We start from the raw sequence: 15,041 nt of genomic DNA on the forward strand, positions 1-15,041 counted from the left end.
CCGACTCCCTTGCTTTTTTGCAATAGAACCTAATCTACAAAAGATTTTACATATACCTCGCCAAAACACCAACAAGCACCAAGCCAATCAGCACAATCCATACAATGGTTTGCTTACCGCTGCGTGGCCCCCGCGGTCTATCGGTTTTAGGGAAAATGGCCCGAAAAGAACGTGGAGCTGAATTCGGTCCTCTTCCTAAAAAGAAAGGAGCCAACACCGTTCCGGCAAAAAATCCGAATAAATGGGCAATGACATTGATGTTCTGGTTTAAGAAGGTCATGACAAGACCTATCACCAAGATGGTTAAGATTACTTGTGAATTCGCCCTATCTAAAAGATCAGGACGCAGGAACACCATATAAAAATAAAGGCCGAAAATCGCAAAAATCGCGCCGGATGCGCCTAGGTGCGTGTAGATTTCAGGTCTTAAAAGCAAAGTCGCCACATTGGCGAGAATTCCGCCTAGAAGATAGAACGCAATGAACTTCCCTTTGCCTAGCATCCGCTCGACGCCTGGGCCGAATAGCACCAACGACAAGGAATTGAACAATAGATGTGTCAGACTGGCATGTAGGAAGATCGGTGTGACTAGCCGCCAATATTCCCCTTGCCAGACAAGTAGATTGAATCCTACCGTTAAGTTGAGGAATGTTGGTGAAAATTGTACTATCAGCCATAATACAAGATGGATGGCTACAATTATGGTGATAATAGGATATAATCTTCTAAACGTACGGAAATTTTCCGTTCGGACAAACATTTACTTCACCCTTTCTATATATAGGTTGTTACAATGACGATTAATAGTAAAAAGCCAGATGCATATAGTCTATAAGTAAGAGTACCATGTAACCACCCAAATGTCTTTTTAGGTGAATGAAAGAAACTATCATTATTATATGAGGAAGGTTGGTCAAAGTATGATTATTGGAACCGGGATCGACATGATCGAGCTTGCGCGAATCGAAAAATTGATGGATCGCCAGCCTAATTTTATAGATCGTATCCTCACGCCGCCGGAAAAGGAGAGATTCTCTTCCTTAAGCGCCAAACGGAAAGTGGAATTCCTTGCAGGGCGTTTTGCGGCAAAAGAGGCATTTTCAAAAGCGAATGGGACCGGCATCGGAAAAGAACTGAGTTTTCAGGACATGACGATTGCCTCGACCGAAAAAGGAAAGCCTTATTTTGTGGCACCGTCTCTTCAGGAGGGCAAGGTGCATTTGTCCATCTCCCACAGTGAGCAGTACGCCATCGCGCAAGTAATTATCGAAAGCTTGTCAAGCTAGTCTGCATATTCCCCAAAACTGCTTCATATACATAGTTCAGAAAGGAGACAAGGTGTACAAGTAAGAGGTGCAGCCAACCTGCAATACGAATAGAAGCGGCGAGCCTGTTATCTCTGCACTCTCACTTTTCTCTAAGATAATCATGTATTGAAAGCAAAGGGGATGAATAATTTGAGAAAAGCATGGCTATTGTTAGTGGTTGGCCTTGTGAGTATCCTTGTTCTCGCAGGGTGCGGTACGAAATCGAAAGAGGATGTAACAGCTTCTCTTGGTGCGAAAGTGGAAGAGATGAAAGGCTATGAGTCCAATGCGAAAATGACGCTTCAAACTGGCGCCGAACCACAGGTGTATGAGGTGCAGATCGGTCACAACAAACCGAACTATTACAGAGTCAACCTGAAAAATGCGGAAAAAGATCAAAGCCAGATTATCATCCGCAATGATGAAGGCGTCTTTGTCTTAACGCCAGCATTGAATAAAAGTTTCCGTTTCCACAGCGAATGGCCGCAGAACAGCAGCCAAGCCTACCTATTCGAATCACTTGTAAATGACATCAAAAATGATCCGGATGCAACCTTCACCGCAACCGAACAGCACTATGTATTCGAAACAAAGACAAACTATCAGAACAACAAACTGTTGCCAACACAAGAAATCACGCTCAGTAAGAAAGATTTATCACCTGTATCTGTAAAAGTGATGGATCCGGATAAAAAGCCTTTGGTTCTAGTGGAGTTCTCCGATTTCAAATTCGATGCAAGCTTTGATGCGGATGCATTTGATGTGAAAAAGAATATGACGGGGGCTCGTGCAAGCCTGGAAATGCCTGCTTCCGGACCTGTCACGGAAGAGTCGGACGAATTCTCTGCCATGACACCGCTGGATACTCCTGCCGGTACGGATCTTAAAGAAGAAACGGTCGTGGAAACAGCCAATGGAAAACGTGTCGTCATGACATATGAAGGAGAAAAGACCTTCACGCTTATCCAAGAAAAGGCCCGTAATGCCGATGTCCCGACATCCACATTCGTCAACGGACAACCAGCTGACCTTGGCTTCACCGTAGGAGCCATGACAGAAAACAGCCTAACATGGACCTACCAAGGAGTCGACTTCACCCTGGCATCCAAAGACCTCACCCAAGAAGAACTGCTCATGGTCGCCCGCTCCGTCCAAGGCGCGGCCATCAAATAAAAAAGAGTGACCTAGCGGGCCCGTTGAGACGGGCCTGTATTTTTTTGTCGAAAGAAAAATCCCTGCGGGGGGTCAGACCCCCGCAGGGATTTCGCCCTCCATGTCGAAGGGCATGGTTCATGCATGACTTTCGCGCTTTTTTTGGGTATGATAGTACATATATTTTTAGTCAGAGGGTAAAAGGAAGTGCTTAGGAAGATGTCAAGCTTTCATCGGGACACATGGGTTGAAGTGGATTTGGATTGTATATATGAGAATGTGAAAGCCATACAGAGGCATGTGAGTGAGGATGTCACGGTTATAGCGGTCGTAAAGGCGAACGCATATGGGCATGGAGATGCGCAGGTTGCAAAAGTGGCACTGGAGGCTGGAGCGCAATATCTTGCCGTTTCCTTCCTGGATGAGGCGATGTCACTAAGAAAGCAAGGCATCACAGCACCGATCCTTGTGCTTGGGGCATCAAGGGTATCAGACCTGCCGCTCGCTGCGAAGGAGAAAATCACCCTGACTGTTTTTCAAAAAGAATGGGTGGAAGATGCTATAGGTGCATACAAAAATACTGTCCTTGAAACAGTCAACTTGCATCTCAAGCTAGATACAGGGATGGGGCGAATTGGTGCGCGCACAAAAGAAGAAGTTACACAAATCATTGGCCTGATAGAAAAAGAGCGGAACCTTCAACTAGAAGGAGTATATACGCATTTTGCAACAGCCGATGAATTGCACTCCAATTATGTCGAGCAGCAGTTTGGAAGGTTTGAAGCACTGCTAGATGAAATAACCAAGACATACAAAATACCGATGATACATTGTGGGAATAGCGCTACCACCTTGCGATTCCCGGAACGCATTTTTAATGCGGTTCGGGTGGGAATTGCCATGTATGGACTGACACCATCACCGGAAATGGAACCCACACTCCCTTTTCCGCTAAAAGAAGCTTTCTCTCTTCATACTAAGCTTGTTCATGTTAAAAAACTCTCGATAGGGGAAAGTGTCAGCTACGGAGCGACCTACACGACAAAAGAGGAAGAATGGATCGGGACAGTTCCGGTTGGTTATGCGGACGGGTGGATACGAAAGTTACAAGGGATGAACGTATTAGTGGACGGAAAACTCGCCCCAATTATTGGTAGGATCTGCATGGACCAATTTATGATCAAACTACCACATGAATTGCCGATCGGGACCAGGGTAACATTGATTGGAAAACAAGGCGACAAACGAATAAGCTCCAATGATGTCGCAGCCAAGCTTGAAACCATCAACTATGAAGTACCGTGCATGATCAGTTACAGGGTTCCGCGCATGTTTTGGCGGAACAACAATATAATGGAAGTGAGAAATTATTTACAGGACAAACCCACAGAATAGTTAATGGTAATTTTCTGCATAAAAAAGGGATTTTATAGTGATAATAGAGAAGAATTCGCTAAATGGACTTTGCATTTATCGGCATTGATGGTATTATGGAATATGGAATAGTATTAAGTGTCTGTAGTTCTTGGAGGTGTATGCTGTGTCTGAATCCAGCGCAACAACTGAAATCTTGATTCGATTACCTCAAAACTTAGTATCGGAATTAGATGGTTTGGTAAAACAAGAAAACGGCAATCGAAACGAACTGATTTTTCAAGCAACAAAGATGTATCTTCGCGAGCGCAAGAAGCGTCAGATTCGCGAGTCCATGAGACGTGGCTACATGGAGATGTCTAAAATCAATTTAAACATTGCATCTGAAGCTTTTCTGGCTGAATATGAGGCGGAGCATACGGTTGAACGCTTAGTTAGCGGGGGGTAATCATTTGATTGTCAAACGCGGTGACGTTTATTTTGCTGATTTATCCCCGGTTGTTGGGTCTGAGCAAGGAGGCGTTCGACCAGTACTTGTCATCCAAAATGATATCGGAAATCGATTTAGCCCGACCGTTATAGTTGCTGCAATTACTGCTCAAATCCAAAAGGCCAAACTCCCAACACATGTAGAAATCGATGCAAAGCGATATGGTTTTGAACGCGACTCTGTTATCCTGCTCGAACAAATTCGAACGATTGATAAACAAAGGTTGACGGACAAAATAACTCATCTTGACGAAGAGATGATGGACAAAGTGGATGAGGCGCTTCAAATAAGTTTAGGACTTATTGACTTTTAATATGTTGAATCCGTTTTATCGTTAAAGAGCTATTCACACAGCGTGAGTAGCTTTTTTATTTTATATCGGTAAAAATATCCCAAGCTGTTTGAAAATCGCCGTTATGTTAAAAATGCGTCTGGTGTTATCCTTTCTATGTACACCCGTTTGTATGAAGATACCACCATAATTAGGTAAATAAACCACAATTATGGATGATATGGTATTAAACATATTTGACTTTTAAAATGATTAAAATTTATAGTGGTATTAGTAGAACTATAATTATTTGTCGAATTTATAAATATCTTTACCGAAAAAGGAGCCGGGATAATGAATCAGGAGATAATCAATTACATTGAGGGAAATCGTGAAACAATTTTTAACCGCTGGATCGAAGGTATGGATGAAATCGGTGAGAAGAAGGAATTCAAAGCCATTTCTGAAAAAGTGTACTTGAGTACTAGCCGTGAATACATTAATCTGCTGCTAAATAATATCAGCAGGAATACGGACGACCTTTCTAGTGTGCTGACGGATTTTGCTGAGAAGATTGTGCGCTTCGGATGGCCACTTGTCTATGTGACGGAAGGTTTGACCCTTTTTGGGAAGATCGTATACGAAGGGATGACAGAAGAGGCGGATGATGGTCGTAAAGTTTCCTTGATGTACGATTTCGAGCAGTGGCTTCGCCCGGTGAACAATGAAATTCTGCAAACCTATACAGGTTCTTGGGAGCATACCGTCTCTATGCAGAAAATCGCATTACAGGAATTGGCTGCACCACTTATCCCGGTCTTTGACAAGATTTCTGTCATGCCACTTGTAGGGACGATTGATACGGAACGCGCGAGACAAATTATGGAAAATCTTCTACAAGGGGTAGTAAAGCACCGTGCAGAAGTGGTATTGATCGATATCACTGGTGTGCCTGTTGTAGATACAATGGTGGCGCACCATATCATCCAGGCAGCAGAAGCGGTCCGCCTCGTCGGAGCAAAGTGCCTACTTGTTGGGATCCGTCCTGAAATTGCGCAGACCATCGTCAATTTAGGCATCAATCTGGATCAGATCATTACGAAAAATTCCTTGAAAAAAGGAATTGAGACGGCACTTGAAATGACAAACAGACAAATTGTGACTGTGGGGGATCAATTGTGAGAATACCAATATTAAAGCTGCATAACTGCCTTTTAATATCGATTCAGTGGGAGTTAGATGATCATACAGCGTTGCAATTTCAAGAGGATCTTCTAAATAGAATCCATGAAACAGGTGCGAATGGAGTCGTGATCGATTTGACATCTGTGGATATGATTGACTCGTTCATTGCAAAAGTGCTTGGGGACGTAATCAGCATGTCAAAACTCATGGGAGCGCAAGTCGTTCTGACTGGTATTCAACCAGCGGTAGCCATTACCTTGGTGGAACTGGGGATTCAATTGGATGAAGTGTTCACAGCACTAGATTTAGAAAAGGGTCTAGAGAAATTACAACAGGAACTGGGGGAGTAAATGATGACTGTCCAATCCTGTGTAAGCATAAGAAACGAATGGGACATTGTCGCTGCTCGGCAAATGGGTAGGGATGTCGCCAAAGATTTAGGTTTCGGCACAGTAGACCAAGCGAGGATAACGACGGCAATTTCGGAGTTGGCTCGAAATATATATTTATATGCAGGTACAGGTCAAATCTGTATCGAGGAAATGGACGAGTATGGGAAGCGGGGACTGAAAGTGATTGCGACCGATGATGGTCCCGGAATCCCGGATATTCGTCAGGTCATGGAAGATGGATTTTCTACATCGGGAGGCCTCGGGGCAGGACTGCCTGGTGTTAAACGGTTGATGGATACGTTCCAGATTGATTCTTCTACAGGGGAAGGAACGACAATCTATGCCGTGAAGTGGGTTCGCTAGAAGGGGGGATAACCCATGGATTATGAAAAATTAGAGTCCGAATATAGAGAAATACTCTCTGCCTATCTGAACAGGCAATCAGAAGAGGCGTTATATAAGGGACAGGAATTCAGCAGGAGGCTTCTAGGGGAGAAAGTGTCCCCCGAAGAGATCATCAGCGTTCATAAGGCGATGCTTCAGGACCTCTCACCTGATATCCCTGACGATATATTGCATTCCCTCGACTTCCTTCTTGAAGTCATGATTGGATATGGGATTGCCTATCGTGAGCATCAAAGCCTGCGTCACAGGCAACAGGAGATTCAGACAGAGATCGAAATTGCGGCAAATGTGCAACAGACGCTGCTTGAAACGAAGATACCTGAAACGGATTCTGTGGAGATCGGTGCGATAAGTGTTCCTGCCAAGCATATGAGCGGGGATTACTATCATTTTGTTCACAGTGATAATGATTCGTTCAGTGTCGCAATTGCAGATGTTATCGGAAAAGGAATTCCGGCGGCGATGTGTATGAGCATGATCAAATATGCAATGGATAGTTTACCAGATACTAGAGTTGCTCCGAGTTATGTTCTTGGGAATTTAAACAGAGTGGTGGAGCAAAATGTGGATGCGAGCATGTTCATAACGATGTTCTATGGAATGTATGACCTTCACAAACACCTCTTTTCTTTCTCTTCAGCAGGACATGAGCCACCTTTATATTTTGATGCAAAGAAAAATGAATTCTATGAACTGGATGCAAGGGGTCTAGTACTTGGGATTGACCGGCTTGCAACCTATCAGCAGTATGAAAAAGAAATTGAAGTAGATGATATGGTCATCTTATTTTCTGATGGAGTAACAGAGTGCCGTACAGACGAAGGTTTTGTAGAGGTTGATAAAATAATAGATTTAATACGGTCTTATATCCACCTGCCTCCTCAAGCTATAGTGGAACTGGTGTACAGGGACCTGGAAAAAATCCAGGACTTCCAGCTCAGGGACGACTTTACCTTAATTATTTTGAAAAGAAAGGTTTAAATGTTTGAGAAGCGGGTATTTAGTATTGGGATGACCTAAAATTGGAATCTTAATTCATGTTTGGGGTGACGAAGGAATGAATATGGACATTCAGATAAAAGAAGATCAAAACCAAACGATCGTTGTTTTGGAAGGGGAAATAGATGCCTATACTGCGCCTAAGGTAAAGGAAAAGGTTGCCCCGTTATTGGAAGGATTTACTGGAGAACTCATTTTTGACTTATCCAATGTTAATTATATGGACAGCACAGGTTTAGGGATGTTTGTAGGTTTCTTTAAAACCGTAAAGGCAAATGGCGGAGTGTTTCGCCTGGTAGGTTTATCGGACCGTTTGAAGCGTTTGTTCGACATTACTGGTCTAGCGGGAATAATGGAAATCAAATAGGCTTGAAAGTAGCCAATAAATAAGTTCACTTAAAGGTGGGGGAACAATGAACCGGGCTTACGATTATATAGAAATGTCGTTTCCAGCTAAGGCGGAGTACGTAGGAGTCATCCGACTTACCTTATCTGGGATTGCGAATCGTATGGGTTTTTCCTACGATGAAATCGAAGATATAAAAATTGCTTTAAGCGAAGCTTGTACAAACGCTGTAGAGCACGCTTATAAGCAGGACGAAAAAGGAAATATTCGAATCGGATTCGGGATATATAAAGACCGACTCGAGTTGGTGGTAGCTGACAATGGTCAAAGCTTCGACTTTGATAAAGTAAGAGAAGAATTAGGTCCATACACCGAGTCGCAACCAGTAGAAACTTTGCCAGAAGGAGGGTTAGGATTATTCTTAATCCAAACGCTGATGGATGATGTGAAGGTGCACAGCAATCAGGGCGTTACCGTCTTCATGACAAAGTATGTACAAGGAGAGCAGGTGGAAAGGGATGCAGAGTCAATCTCAATCCAGTAAGCTGGATGTTAATATGCTATTAGAGCGGTACCAACAAGACGGTTGTGAAGTATCGCAGTTGCAATTAGTCGAGCATTATACTGCACTTGTTGAATCCATCGCTCGTAAATATTCAAGAGGAAAAGCCTTTCATGAAGACCTATCCCAAGTGGGGATGATCGGATTGCTTGGGGCCATGAAACGTTTTGATGCAAGCTTTGGCCGAAGTTTCGAAGCCTTTGCCGTACCGACGATCATCGGGGAAATCAAACGTTTCCTGCGCGATAAGACATGGAGTGTGCATGTCCCTCGCAGAATCAAGGAAATAGGACCTAAAATTAAATCCGCAGTGGAAGAGCTGACAAATGAACTTCAACGTTCCCCGAAAGTAGTGGAAATTGCGGACTACCTCGAGGTTACGGAAGAAGAAGTGTTGGAAGCGATGGAGATGAGCCAGAACTACCAAGCTCTATCTGTTGATAATGCCATTGAAGCAGACTCTGACGGAAGCACGGTTACCATCCTTGATATTGTAGGGAATCAGGATGCCGGCTTTGATCAAGTAGATCAACAGCTTCTATTACAGAAAATCTTCCATGTATTATCGGAGCGGGAAAAACAGATTATCGAATGCACATTCTTTAAGAATATGAGTCAAAAAGAGACAGGGGAACAACTGGGTATTTCTCAAATGCACGTTTCCAGGCTTCAACGCAAGGCACTAACCAAGCTGAAGCAAGCGTTCATGGCAGATAACGCAAATACGGAGATTTTTTCATGATAGAACAATTCAAACATGAAAGAGCCAACGTCAATGCCTACCAGAATGCCAAACAGGGAATGTATTTTTGTGGAGACAGCTACTATGTGAATACAACAGATGACTATTTTCTGTGTGTAGTTGCGGATGGTCTAGGCAGTGGGGAACATGCGCATGATGCATCACAAGCGGTTATCTCCGCTGCCAAAGCCCATGAAACAGAAGACGTTTCAGTCATTATGAAAGCTTGTAACGAAGCGATGAGAAATAAGCGTGGAGCAGCAGTATCCGTGTTGAAAGTCAACTATGACCAGCAGGAGGTTGTTTACAGCTGTGTTGGAAATATTCGATTCTACCTTTATCCTCCGACAGAAAAGCTTATCTATCCTCTCCCGGTCAAAGGCTACCTTTCTGGAAAACCTCAAAACCTTAAAACTCATCGTTTTCCTTATAGCTCCAAAATGAAATTCTTCATCTATTCGGATGGATTGAATATCCCATCCGTAAAAAATTATATTAAGGATATACCATCTGCGACGACATTGCTTGAGATCGCAGCAATGTTTACCGGCAATGGAATGGATGATGTCACCATCATCTCTGGGGAGATCCATTAGGGATAAGGTGAAACAAACATTTTGTTAAATACCATGTTGATCGTAGTGGAAGGTACGAAGACTCCTCGAAAATGCTAGCGCATTTCCTTCGTGCGATGAAAAGCTGTCGAAGCTTTCCTTGTTCTGCGAGAGGAAGGGACATGGAAGACCCCGCAGGGCGAATGCCCGAGGAGGCTTCCGGACCGCCCGCGAAAAGCGAAGCACCTGGAACGAAGATCAACAGCTGAATTGGTTTCAACAGTCCAAGACTAACGAATTAGAGTTAGTCTTTTTTCTTTGTTCAATAATTTGCCAAGTTTTAAGATCTATTAAACATAGCTGTTGATTTCCGCACTGGGCTTCGCTTTCCGCGGGGCGGTGCTTGAGCCTCCTCACAACGCTTCAGGGGTCTCAACCTACCACTACCTCCCGCCGGAGTCTTAGCCCTGTGCTACAATCAACAGCTATAAAATCTAATGGATTTTCAAACACTCTACTTTAACGAGTCCTTTTGTTAAAATGGAAGATGGGATACTATGTTGGGAGGCTACAAAATTGGAATGGAACGAGAAAAATGAGCAATTGGTAAATTTGCTAGTCAAAGATGTAGAAGTGTCAAAAGCGCAGGCAAAAAAAGTGATAGCACTTTTAGAAGAGGGCAATACAGTCCCTTTTATCGCCAGATACCGGAAAGAACAGACTGGCTCGTTAGATGAAGTCCAGATCAGGGCGATCATGGAAAAATGGCAATACATACAAAACCTTGAAAATAGAAAAGAAGAAGTCATCCGCCTTATTGAGGAACAAGGAAAACTGACACCTGAACTTAAGGCGAATCTTCTTAAATCGACAAAATTGCAACAGGTGGAGGATCTTTATCGTCCATATAAACAAAAGCGTCGGACAAAGGCGACGGTGGCAAAAGAAAAGGGGCTTGAGCCATATGCTCAATGGTTGCTCACTTTCCCGTCTTCTCCATCGCTTGAGGAGAAAGCACAGAACTTTTTATCCGAGGAAAAAGAAGTGACCTCCATTGAAGAGGTGCTCGAGGGTGCGAAGGATATTCTTGCCGAAACATTTTCAGATGAGCCGTCTTATCGCCAATACATTCGTGATCTAACGTTTAAACAAGGCAAGGTCGTTTCGACAGTAAAGAAAGCGGAAAAAGACGAAAAAGAAGTTTATGCGATGTACTATGAGTATGAAGAAGCCATATCCCGAATTCTGCCTCACCGGATCCTGGCTGTAAACCGTGGGGAAAAAGAGGATGTTTTACGACTTTCCATTTCTGCTCCAACAGACAGGGTGATTGATTACTTAAATCGCCAAGTGATTAAGAGAGAGTCATCCATTGCAACCCCTCTTGTAAAGGAAGCAATTGAAGATGGCTACAAACGATTGATTGAACCGGCCATTGAGCGTGAAATCAGAAAAGAGCTCACAGAAAAAGCCGAGGAACAGGCTATCCATATCTTTTCCGAAAATCTGAGAAATCTTTTGCTCCAACCACCTTTAAAAGGGCGAGTCGTATTGGGGGTAGACCCGGCGTATCGAACGGGATGTAAGCTTGCAGTAGTGGACGAGATCGGAAAGGTACTCCATATCAGTGTCATTTATCCGCATACTGGCGCAAACAAACGGGAAGAGGCTATCAAGAAGCTACTCGATGTGCTGGCAACCTATAAAATCGAAGTAATCGCAATAGGTAATGGTACGGCATCCCGTGAAACAGAACAGCTAATCGCAGAAGTGATGAGAGAAAGCGGCAATAGCATATCCTACTTGATTGTTAATGAAGCGGGTGCGAGTGTCTATTCCGCATCTGATCTTGCAAGAGAGGAATTTCCGGATTTGCAAGTAGAAGAGAGAAGTGCCGTCTCCATCGCCAGACGTCTACAAGATCCGTTGGCTGAACTAGTGAAAATAGATCCGAAATCAGTGGGGGTCGGTCAATATCAGCATGATGTCGCTCAAAAGCGCCTGGCGGAATCTTTGAATTTCGTAGTCGAAACAGTGGTAAACCAAGTAGGGGTGAATGTAAACACTGCTTCTTCCTCTTTGCTTCAATATGTTGCTGGCTTATCAAAGACCGTCGCCAACAATATCGTCAAAAAGCGTGAAGAGGATGGCAAATTCGCCAGTAGGGCAGACCTGAAGGGAATCCCGAGACTTGGTGCCAAAACCTATGAACAGTGTATCGGATTTCTTCGAATCATCGACGGGAAACAACCGCTTGATAGAACAGGTATCCATCCCGAAACCTATCCGGACGTAAAGAAACTCTTAAAACAGCTAGGGGCTTCCGAAAAGGAAATAGGTACGGCAAAGCTTCAAGAAGCACTTAAAGGTGTTGATGTTGCCAAGCTTGCGGAAGATTTAAGTATCGGACCCATCACGCTTCAGGATATCATTGATTCCTTGATCAGACCCGAGCGTGATCCCCGCGATGATATGCCAACTCCGCTTCTTAAACAGGACGTGCTGAAAATGGAAGACCTGCAAAAAGGAATGGAGCTAGAAGGAACGGTCCGTAATGTGGTCGACTTCGGGGCGTTCGTTGACATCGGAGTGAAGCAGGATGGACTGGTCCATATCTCCAAGCTAAGCAACCGGTTTGTAAAACACCCACTCGATGTTGTCTCGGTAGGGGACATCGTAACCGTTTGGGTGGACGGTGTGGAAGTCAACAAAGGACGAGTCTCCCTTACTATGTTGCAACCACAAAAACAAGAAGTATAAAATCAGCACAAAATGACCCCGGGCGCAAACTCCATTGCGGCTCGGGGTTTACTTTTACCCATTCTTCTTATAATAAAAAAACCAGCACTGATTCAACATTTTAATTTGGTAACGATCCTTTTCCAGGTAAGCGCGTTGCATCTGCTTTCTAAACCAAGACGGCATCTTCCTGTACCTCCTTCTACATTTAACTCGAAGGCTCCAAATGACTTAATTTATTCTATAGTATGCAGTATAATGAGGAGGGTTCAAAGGAAGGGGGAGGACAGATGGAAGACAAGGATCTTCAGAAGCTAATCGAAGAGATATCAATGACCTATTTTAATAAACCGTTTTTACATACAGCATCATTCAATCACAGATTGAAAACAACAGGAGGGAGATACCTGACCTCCACAAGCAACATCGAAATCAACAAAAAATATTATGATGCCTTAGGTATGGACGAGCTTGTAGGGATTATCAAACATGAGCTCTGTCATTACCACTTACATATTCAAGGGAAAGGATATAAGCATCGAGACCGGGATTTCCGCACCCTGCTGAAAAAAGTCGGAGCCCCAAGGTTCTGTACACCGATCGAAGCACCGCAGTCCAAGCCGAAAACTTTCCGTATATATGAATGCAAGGACTGTCACCAATTATATAAAAGAGTAAGAAGGGTGAATACAATCAAGTATAGATGTGGAAAATGTAGAGGGAAGTTAAGAGAAATCGAAAAGCATGTTGACATTCGACCTTGAAATATGATACTTTATTCTAGTCGCTGTTTTAAAAAAGCGTCAGAATGACAATTATGATAATATATCATTTTGTCACAAAAAAACTTGACTTTTTCGTACAAGCTTATTAAAATTAAAACAGTCGGTTGCGACGAATGATTACGAAAATCGACATAGCAATTTCATTACCGTAGTAATATTCCACCATAGCTCAGCGGTAGAGCACGCTCGAATAATCTTCTTTGAGATTCTACAGCGTACCGATTGAGCAGCTTCACTGAAATACTTCCCGAAATCGGGACGTTCGGCATCTGCAAGTTCTAAGATGCGTAGTGAAACTTTTTGCACTATTCCACCATAGCTCAGCGGTAGAGCATTCGGCTGTTAACCGAAGGGTCGTAGGTTCGAATCCTACTGGTGGAGCCATACATGGAGAAGTACTCAAGTGGCTGAAGAGGCGCCCCTGCTAAGGGTGTAGGTCGTGTAAGCGGCGCGAGGGTTCAAATCCCTCCTTCTCCGCCATTATAAAGGCCCGTTGGTCAAGCGGTTAAGACACCGCCCTTTCACGGCGGTAACACGGGTTCGAATCCCGTACGGGTCACTACTAAGTGGGTTGCAAAGCAAGGTTGCTTTGCTGCCCACTTCCAATCTGGAGGATTAGCTCAGCTGGGAGAGCACCTGCCTTACAAGCAGGGGGTCGGCGGTTCGATCCCGTCATCCTCCACCAGAGGGACTTTACAATCTCCTCTTATACAACAACTTAGAACTACTCTTCTTTACTTTTGAGAAGTCCCGTGGATTTTGGTGTCGATATTATTCCGCCTATTTCCTTCTGAAATAGTCATAATAATATCTGCGGTGTAAGTTCATGTAGCGGATTCAAGGAAGTGAAAGCAAGAAGTTTATTCAATGGGCTATAGCCAAGCGGTAAGGCATCGCACTTTGACTGCGACATGCGTTGGTTCGAATCCAGCTAGCCCAGCCAACTTTATAAAATGTATGCGGGTGTGGCGGAATTGGCAGACGCGCTAGACTTAGGATCTAGTGTCTTTGACGTGGGGGTTCGAGTCCCTTCACCCGCACCATACATTTTCTAGCCATTCATTTTCGCGGTCGTGGCGGAATGGCAGACGCGCTAGGTTGAGGGCCTAGTGGGGGCAACCCCGTGGAAGTTCGACTCTTCTCGGCCGCACCAAAAAATAATTTCAAAAAAGTGTTGACATGAAACACTGAAATTGATATTATAGTTAAGTCGCCTCTGAGAGCGACATTGAAAATAAACATTAATACGAAGCGCCCGTAGCTCAATTGGATAGAGCGTTTGACTACGGATCAAAAGGTTAGGGGTTCGAGTCCTCTCGGGCGCGCCATTATTTATAAAGTGAACGGGGAGTAGCTCAGCTTGGTAGAGCACTTGGTTTGGGACCAAGGGGTCGCAGGTTCAAATCCTGTCTTCCCGATTTCTAGATAATGCGGGTGTAGTTTAATGGTAAAACCTCAGCCTTCCAAGCTGATGTCGTGGGTTCGATTCCCATCACCCGCTCCATACTATTGAATGATCTTTGAAAACTAAACAAAACAACAGCGTCATAACGTCGGTTCTACGGAACTGGCAAATGATTTTAAGTAACACAAGCTAGCAAATTTTGAGCAAAAGCTCAGACTCTTTATTGGAGAGTTTGATCCTGGCTCAGGACGAACGCTGGCGGCGTGCCTAATACATGCAAGTCGAGCGGACCTTTTAAAAGCTTGCTTTTGAAAGGTCAGCGGCGGACGGGTG

General features: G+C 44.0%; 17 protein-coding genes, 10 tRNA genes and 1 rRNA gene. 26 read left to right on the top strand and 2 right to left on the bottom strand.

Annotation, left to right across the window (positions count from 1 at the left end; all coding sequences use genetic code 11):
* Positions 1 to 46 precede the first annotated feature (46 nt).
* Complete coding sequence (locus EKQ44_RS20625; protein WP_237665404.1) at positions 47 to 760, bottom strand: rhomboid family intramembrane serine protease; 714 nt, start codon at positions 758 to 760, stop codon at positions 47 to 49.
* Positions 761 to 920: 160 nt separating this feature from the next.
* Between EKQ44_RS20625 and acpS the strand changes: the two genes are divergently transcribed.
* From acpS to EKQ44_RS20695, 14 genes are all read left to right on the top strand, one after another.
* On the top strand, positions 921 to 1,286 hold the full coding sequence (gene acpS / locus EKQ44_RS20630) for a holo-ACP synthase (protein ID WP_237665405.1): 366 nt from the start codon (positions 921 to 923) through the stop codon (positions 1,284 to 1,286).
* A gap of 162 nt (positions 1,287 to 1,448) precedes the next feature.
* Positions 1,449 to 2,480, top strand: coding sequence for a LolA family protein (locus EKQ44_RS20635; RefSeq protein ID WP_269151751.1), 1,032 nt, complete (start codon positions 1,449 to 1,451; stop codon positions 2,478 to 2,480).
* A gap of 198 nt (positions 2,481 to 2,678) precedes the next feature.
* A complete protein-coding gene (gene alr, locus EKQ44_RS20640; RefSeq protein ID WP_237665417.1) occupies positions 2,679 to 3,854 on the top strand; it encodes an alanine racemase in 1,176 nt (391 codons plus the stop codon).
* 145 nt (positions 3,855 to 3,999) lie between these two features.
* The gene (locus EKQ44_RS20645) at positions 4,000 to 4,281 is read left to right on the top strand and encodes a CopG family ribbon-helix-helix protein (protein ID WP_010195162.1); all 282 of its coding nucleotides are present in this window, start codon (positions 4,000 to 4,002) and stop codon (positions 4,279 to 4,281) included.
* A gap of 4 nt (positions 4,282 to 4,285) precedes the next feature.
* Complete coding sequence (gene ndoA, locus EKQ44_RS20650) at positions 4,286 to 4,636, top strand: type II toxin-antitoxin system endoribonuclease NdoA (protein ID WP_010195163.1); 351 nt, start codon at positions 4,286 to 4,288, stop codon at positions 4,634 to 4,636.
* Positions 4,637 to 4,948: 312 nt separating this feature from the next.
* Positions 4,949 to 5,776, top strand: coding sequence for an RsbT co-antagonist protein RsbRA (locus EKQ44_RS20655; RefSeq protein ID WP_237665407.1), 828 nt, complete (start codon positions 4,949 to 4,951; stop codon positions 5,774 to 5,776).
* Positions 5,773 to 6,129 carry an STAS domain-containing protein gene (locus EKQ44_RS20660; protein WP_237665408.1) on the top strand — a complete coding sequence of 119 codons (357 nt, stop codon included), beginning with the start codon at positions 5,773 to 5,775 and terminating at the stop codon, positions 6,127 to 6,129. Before EKQ44_RS20655 ends, EKQ44_RS20660 begins: the two co-directional genes overlap by 4 nt.
* Before the next feature lie 3 nt (positions 6,130 to 6,132).
* The gene (locus EKQ44_RS20665; protein ID WP_237665418.1) at positions 6,133 to 6,534 is read left to right on the top strand and encodes an anti-sigma regulatory factor; all 402 of its coding nucleotides are present in this window, start codon (positions 6,133 to 6,135) and stop codon (positions 6,532 to 6,534) included.
* A 15-nt stretch (positions 6,535 to 6,549) separates the two neighbouring features.
* A complete protein-coding gene (locus EKQ44_RS20670; protein ID WP_237665409.1) occupies positions 6,550 to 7,557 on the top strand; it encodes a PP2C family protein-serine/threonine phosphatase in 1,008 nt (335 codons plus the stop codon).
* Positions 7,558 to 7,633: 76 nt separating this feature from the next.
* The gene (locus tag EKQ44_RS20675) at positions 7,634 to 7,942 is read left to right on the top strand and encodes an STAS domain-containing protein (protein ID WP_237665410.1); all 309 of its coding nucleotides are present in this window, start codon (positions 7,634 to 7,636) and stop codon (positions 7,940 to 7,942) included.
* Between the two features lie 46 nt (positions 7,943 to 7,988).
* Positions 7,989 to 8,465, top strand: coding sequence for an anti-sigma B factor RsbW (gene rsbW, locus EKQ44_RS20680; RefSeq protein WP_237665411.1), 477 nt, complete (start codon positions 7,989 to 7,991; stop codon positions 8,463 to 8,465).
* The gene (gene sigB, locus EKQ44_RS20685; RefSeq protein ID WP_237665412.1) at positions 8,440 to 9,225 is read left to right on the top strand and encodes an RNA polymerase sigma factor SigB; all 786 of its coding nucleotides are present in this window, start codon (positions 8,440 to 8,442) and stop codon (positions 9,223 to 9,225) included. Before rsbW ends, sigB begins: the two co-directional genes overlap by 26 nt.
* Positions 9,222 to 9,821 carry a PP2C family serine/threonine-protein phosphatase gene (locus tag EKQ44_RS20690; RefSeq protein WP_237665413.1) on the top strand — a complete coding sequence of 200 codons (600 nt, stop codon included), beginning with the start codon at positions 9,222 to 9,224 and terminating at the stop codon, positions 9,819 to 9,821. Before sigB ends, EKQ44_RS20690 begins: the two co-directional genes overlap by 4 nt.
* 498 nt (positions 9,822 to 10,319) lie before the next feature.
* Positions 10,320 to 12,539, top strand: a complete 2,220-nt coding sequence (locus tag EKQ44_RS20695) for a Tex family protein (protein ID WP_237665414.1) — start codon at positions 10,320 to 10,322, stop codon at positions 12,537 to 12,539.
* Between the two features lie 54 nt (positions 12,540 to 12,593).
* On the opposite strand, the gene cmpA is transcribed toward EKQ44_RS20695, so the two are convergent.
* Positions 12,594 to 12,704, bottom strand: coding sequence for a cortex morphogenetic protein CmpA (gene cmpA / locus EKQ44_RS20700; protein WP_237665415.1), 111 nt, complete (start codon positions 12,702 to 12,704; stop codon positions 12,594 to 12,596).
* A 104-nt stretch (positions 12,705 to 12,808) separates the two neighbouring features.
* Here cmpA and EKQ44_RS20705 point away from each other — a divergent pair, with 104 nt between their 5' ends.
* From EKQ44_RS20705 to EKQ44_RS20760, 12 genes are all read left to right on the top strand, one after another.
* A complete protein-coding gene (locus EKQ44_RS20705) occupies positions 12,809 to 13,282 on the top strand; it encodes a SprT family protein (protein ID WP_237665416.1) in 474 nt (157 codons plus the stop codon).
* Between the two features lie 330 nt (positions 13,283 to 13,612).
* Positions 13,613 to 13,687: transfer RNA gene (locus tag EKQ44_RS20710), tRNA-Asn, on the top strand.
* Positions 13,688 to 13,692: 5 nt separating this feature from the next.
* Positions 13,693 to 13,783: transfer RNA gene (locus EKQ44_RS20715), tRNA-Ser, on the top strand.
* A gap of 7 nt (positions 13,784 to 13,790) precedes the next feature.
* Positions 13,791 to 13,862, top strand: a tRNA-Glu gene (locus EKQ44_RS20720).
* 50 nt (positions 13,863 to 13,912) lie between these two features.
* Positions 13,913 to 13,988: transfer RNA gene (locus EKQ44_RS20725), tRNA-Val, on the top strand.
* 183 nt (positions 13,989 to 14,171) lie between these two features.
* Positions 14,172 to 14,246, top strand: a tRNA-Gln gene (locus EKQ44_RS20730).
* A gap of 16 nt (positions 14,247 to 14,262) precedes the next feature.
* Positions 14,263 to 14,346, top strand: a tRNA-Leu gene (locus tag EKQ44_RS20735).
* 24 nt (positions 14,347 to 14,370) lie between these two features.
* Positions 14,371 to 14,456 (top strand) — tRNA-Leu (locus EKQ44_RS20740).
* A gap of 98 nt (positions 14,457 to 14,554) precedes the next feature.
* Positions 14,555 to 14,631 (top strand) — tRNA-Arg (locus EKQ44_RS20745).
* Positions 14,632 to 14,647: 16 nt separating this feature from the next.
* Positions 14,648 to 14,721: transfer RNA gene (locus tag EKQ44_RS20750), tRNA-Pro, on the top strand.
* Positions 14,722 to 14,733: 12 nt separating this feature from the next.
* Positions 14,734 to 14,807: transfer RNA gene (locus EKQ44_RS20755), tRNA-Gly, on the top strand.
* Positions 14,808 to 14,928: 121 nt separating this feature from the next.
* Positions 14,929 to 15,041 (top strand): 16S ribosomal RNA (locus EKQ44_RS20760); the annotation flags it as partial.

Origin of the sequence: Sutcliffiella horikoshii (genome assembly GCF_021991925.1) — a bacterium.
GTDB classification, from domain to species: Bacteria; Bacillota; Bacilli; order Bacillales; family Bacillaceae_I; genus Sutcliffiella_A; species Sutcliffiella_A horikoshii_F.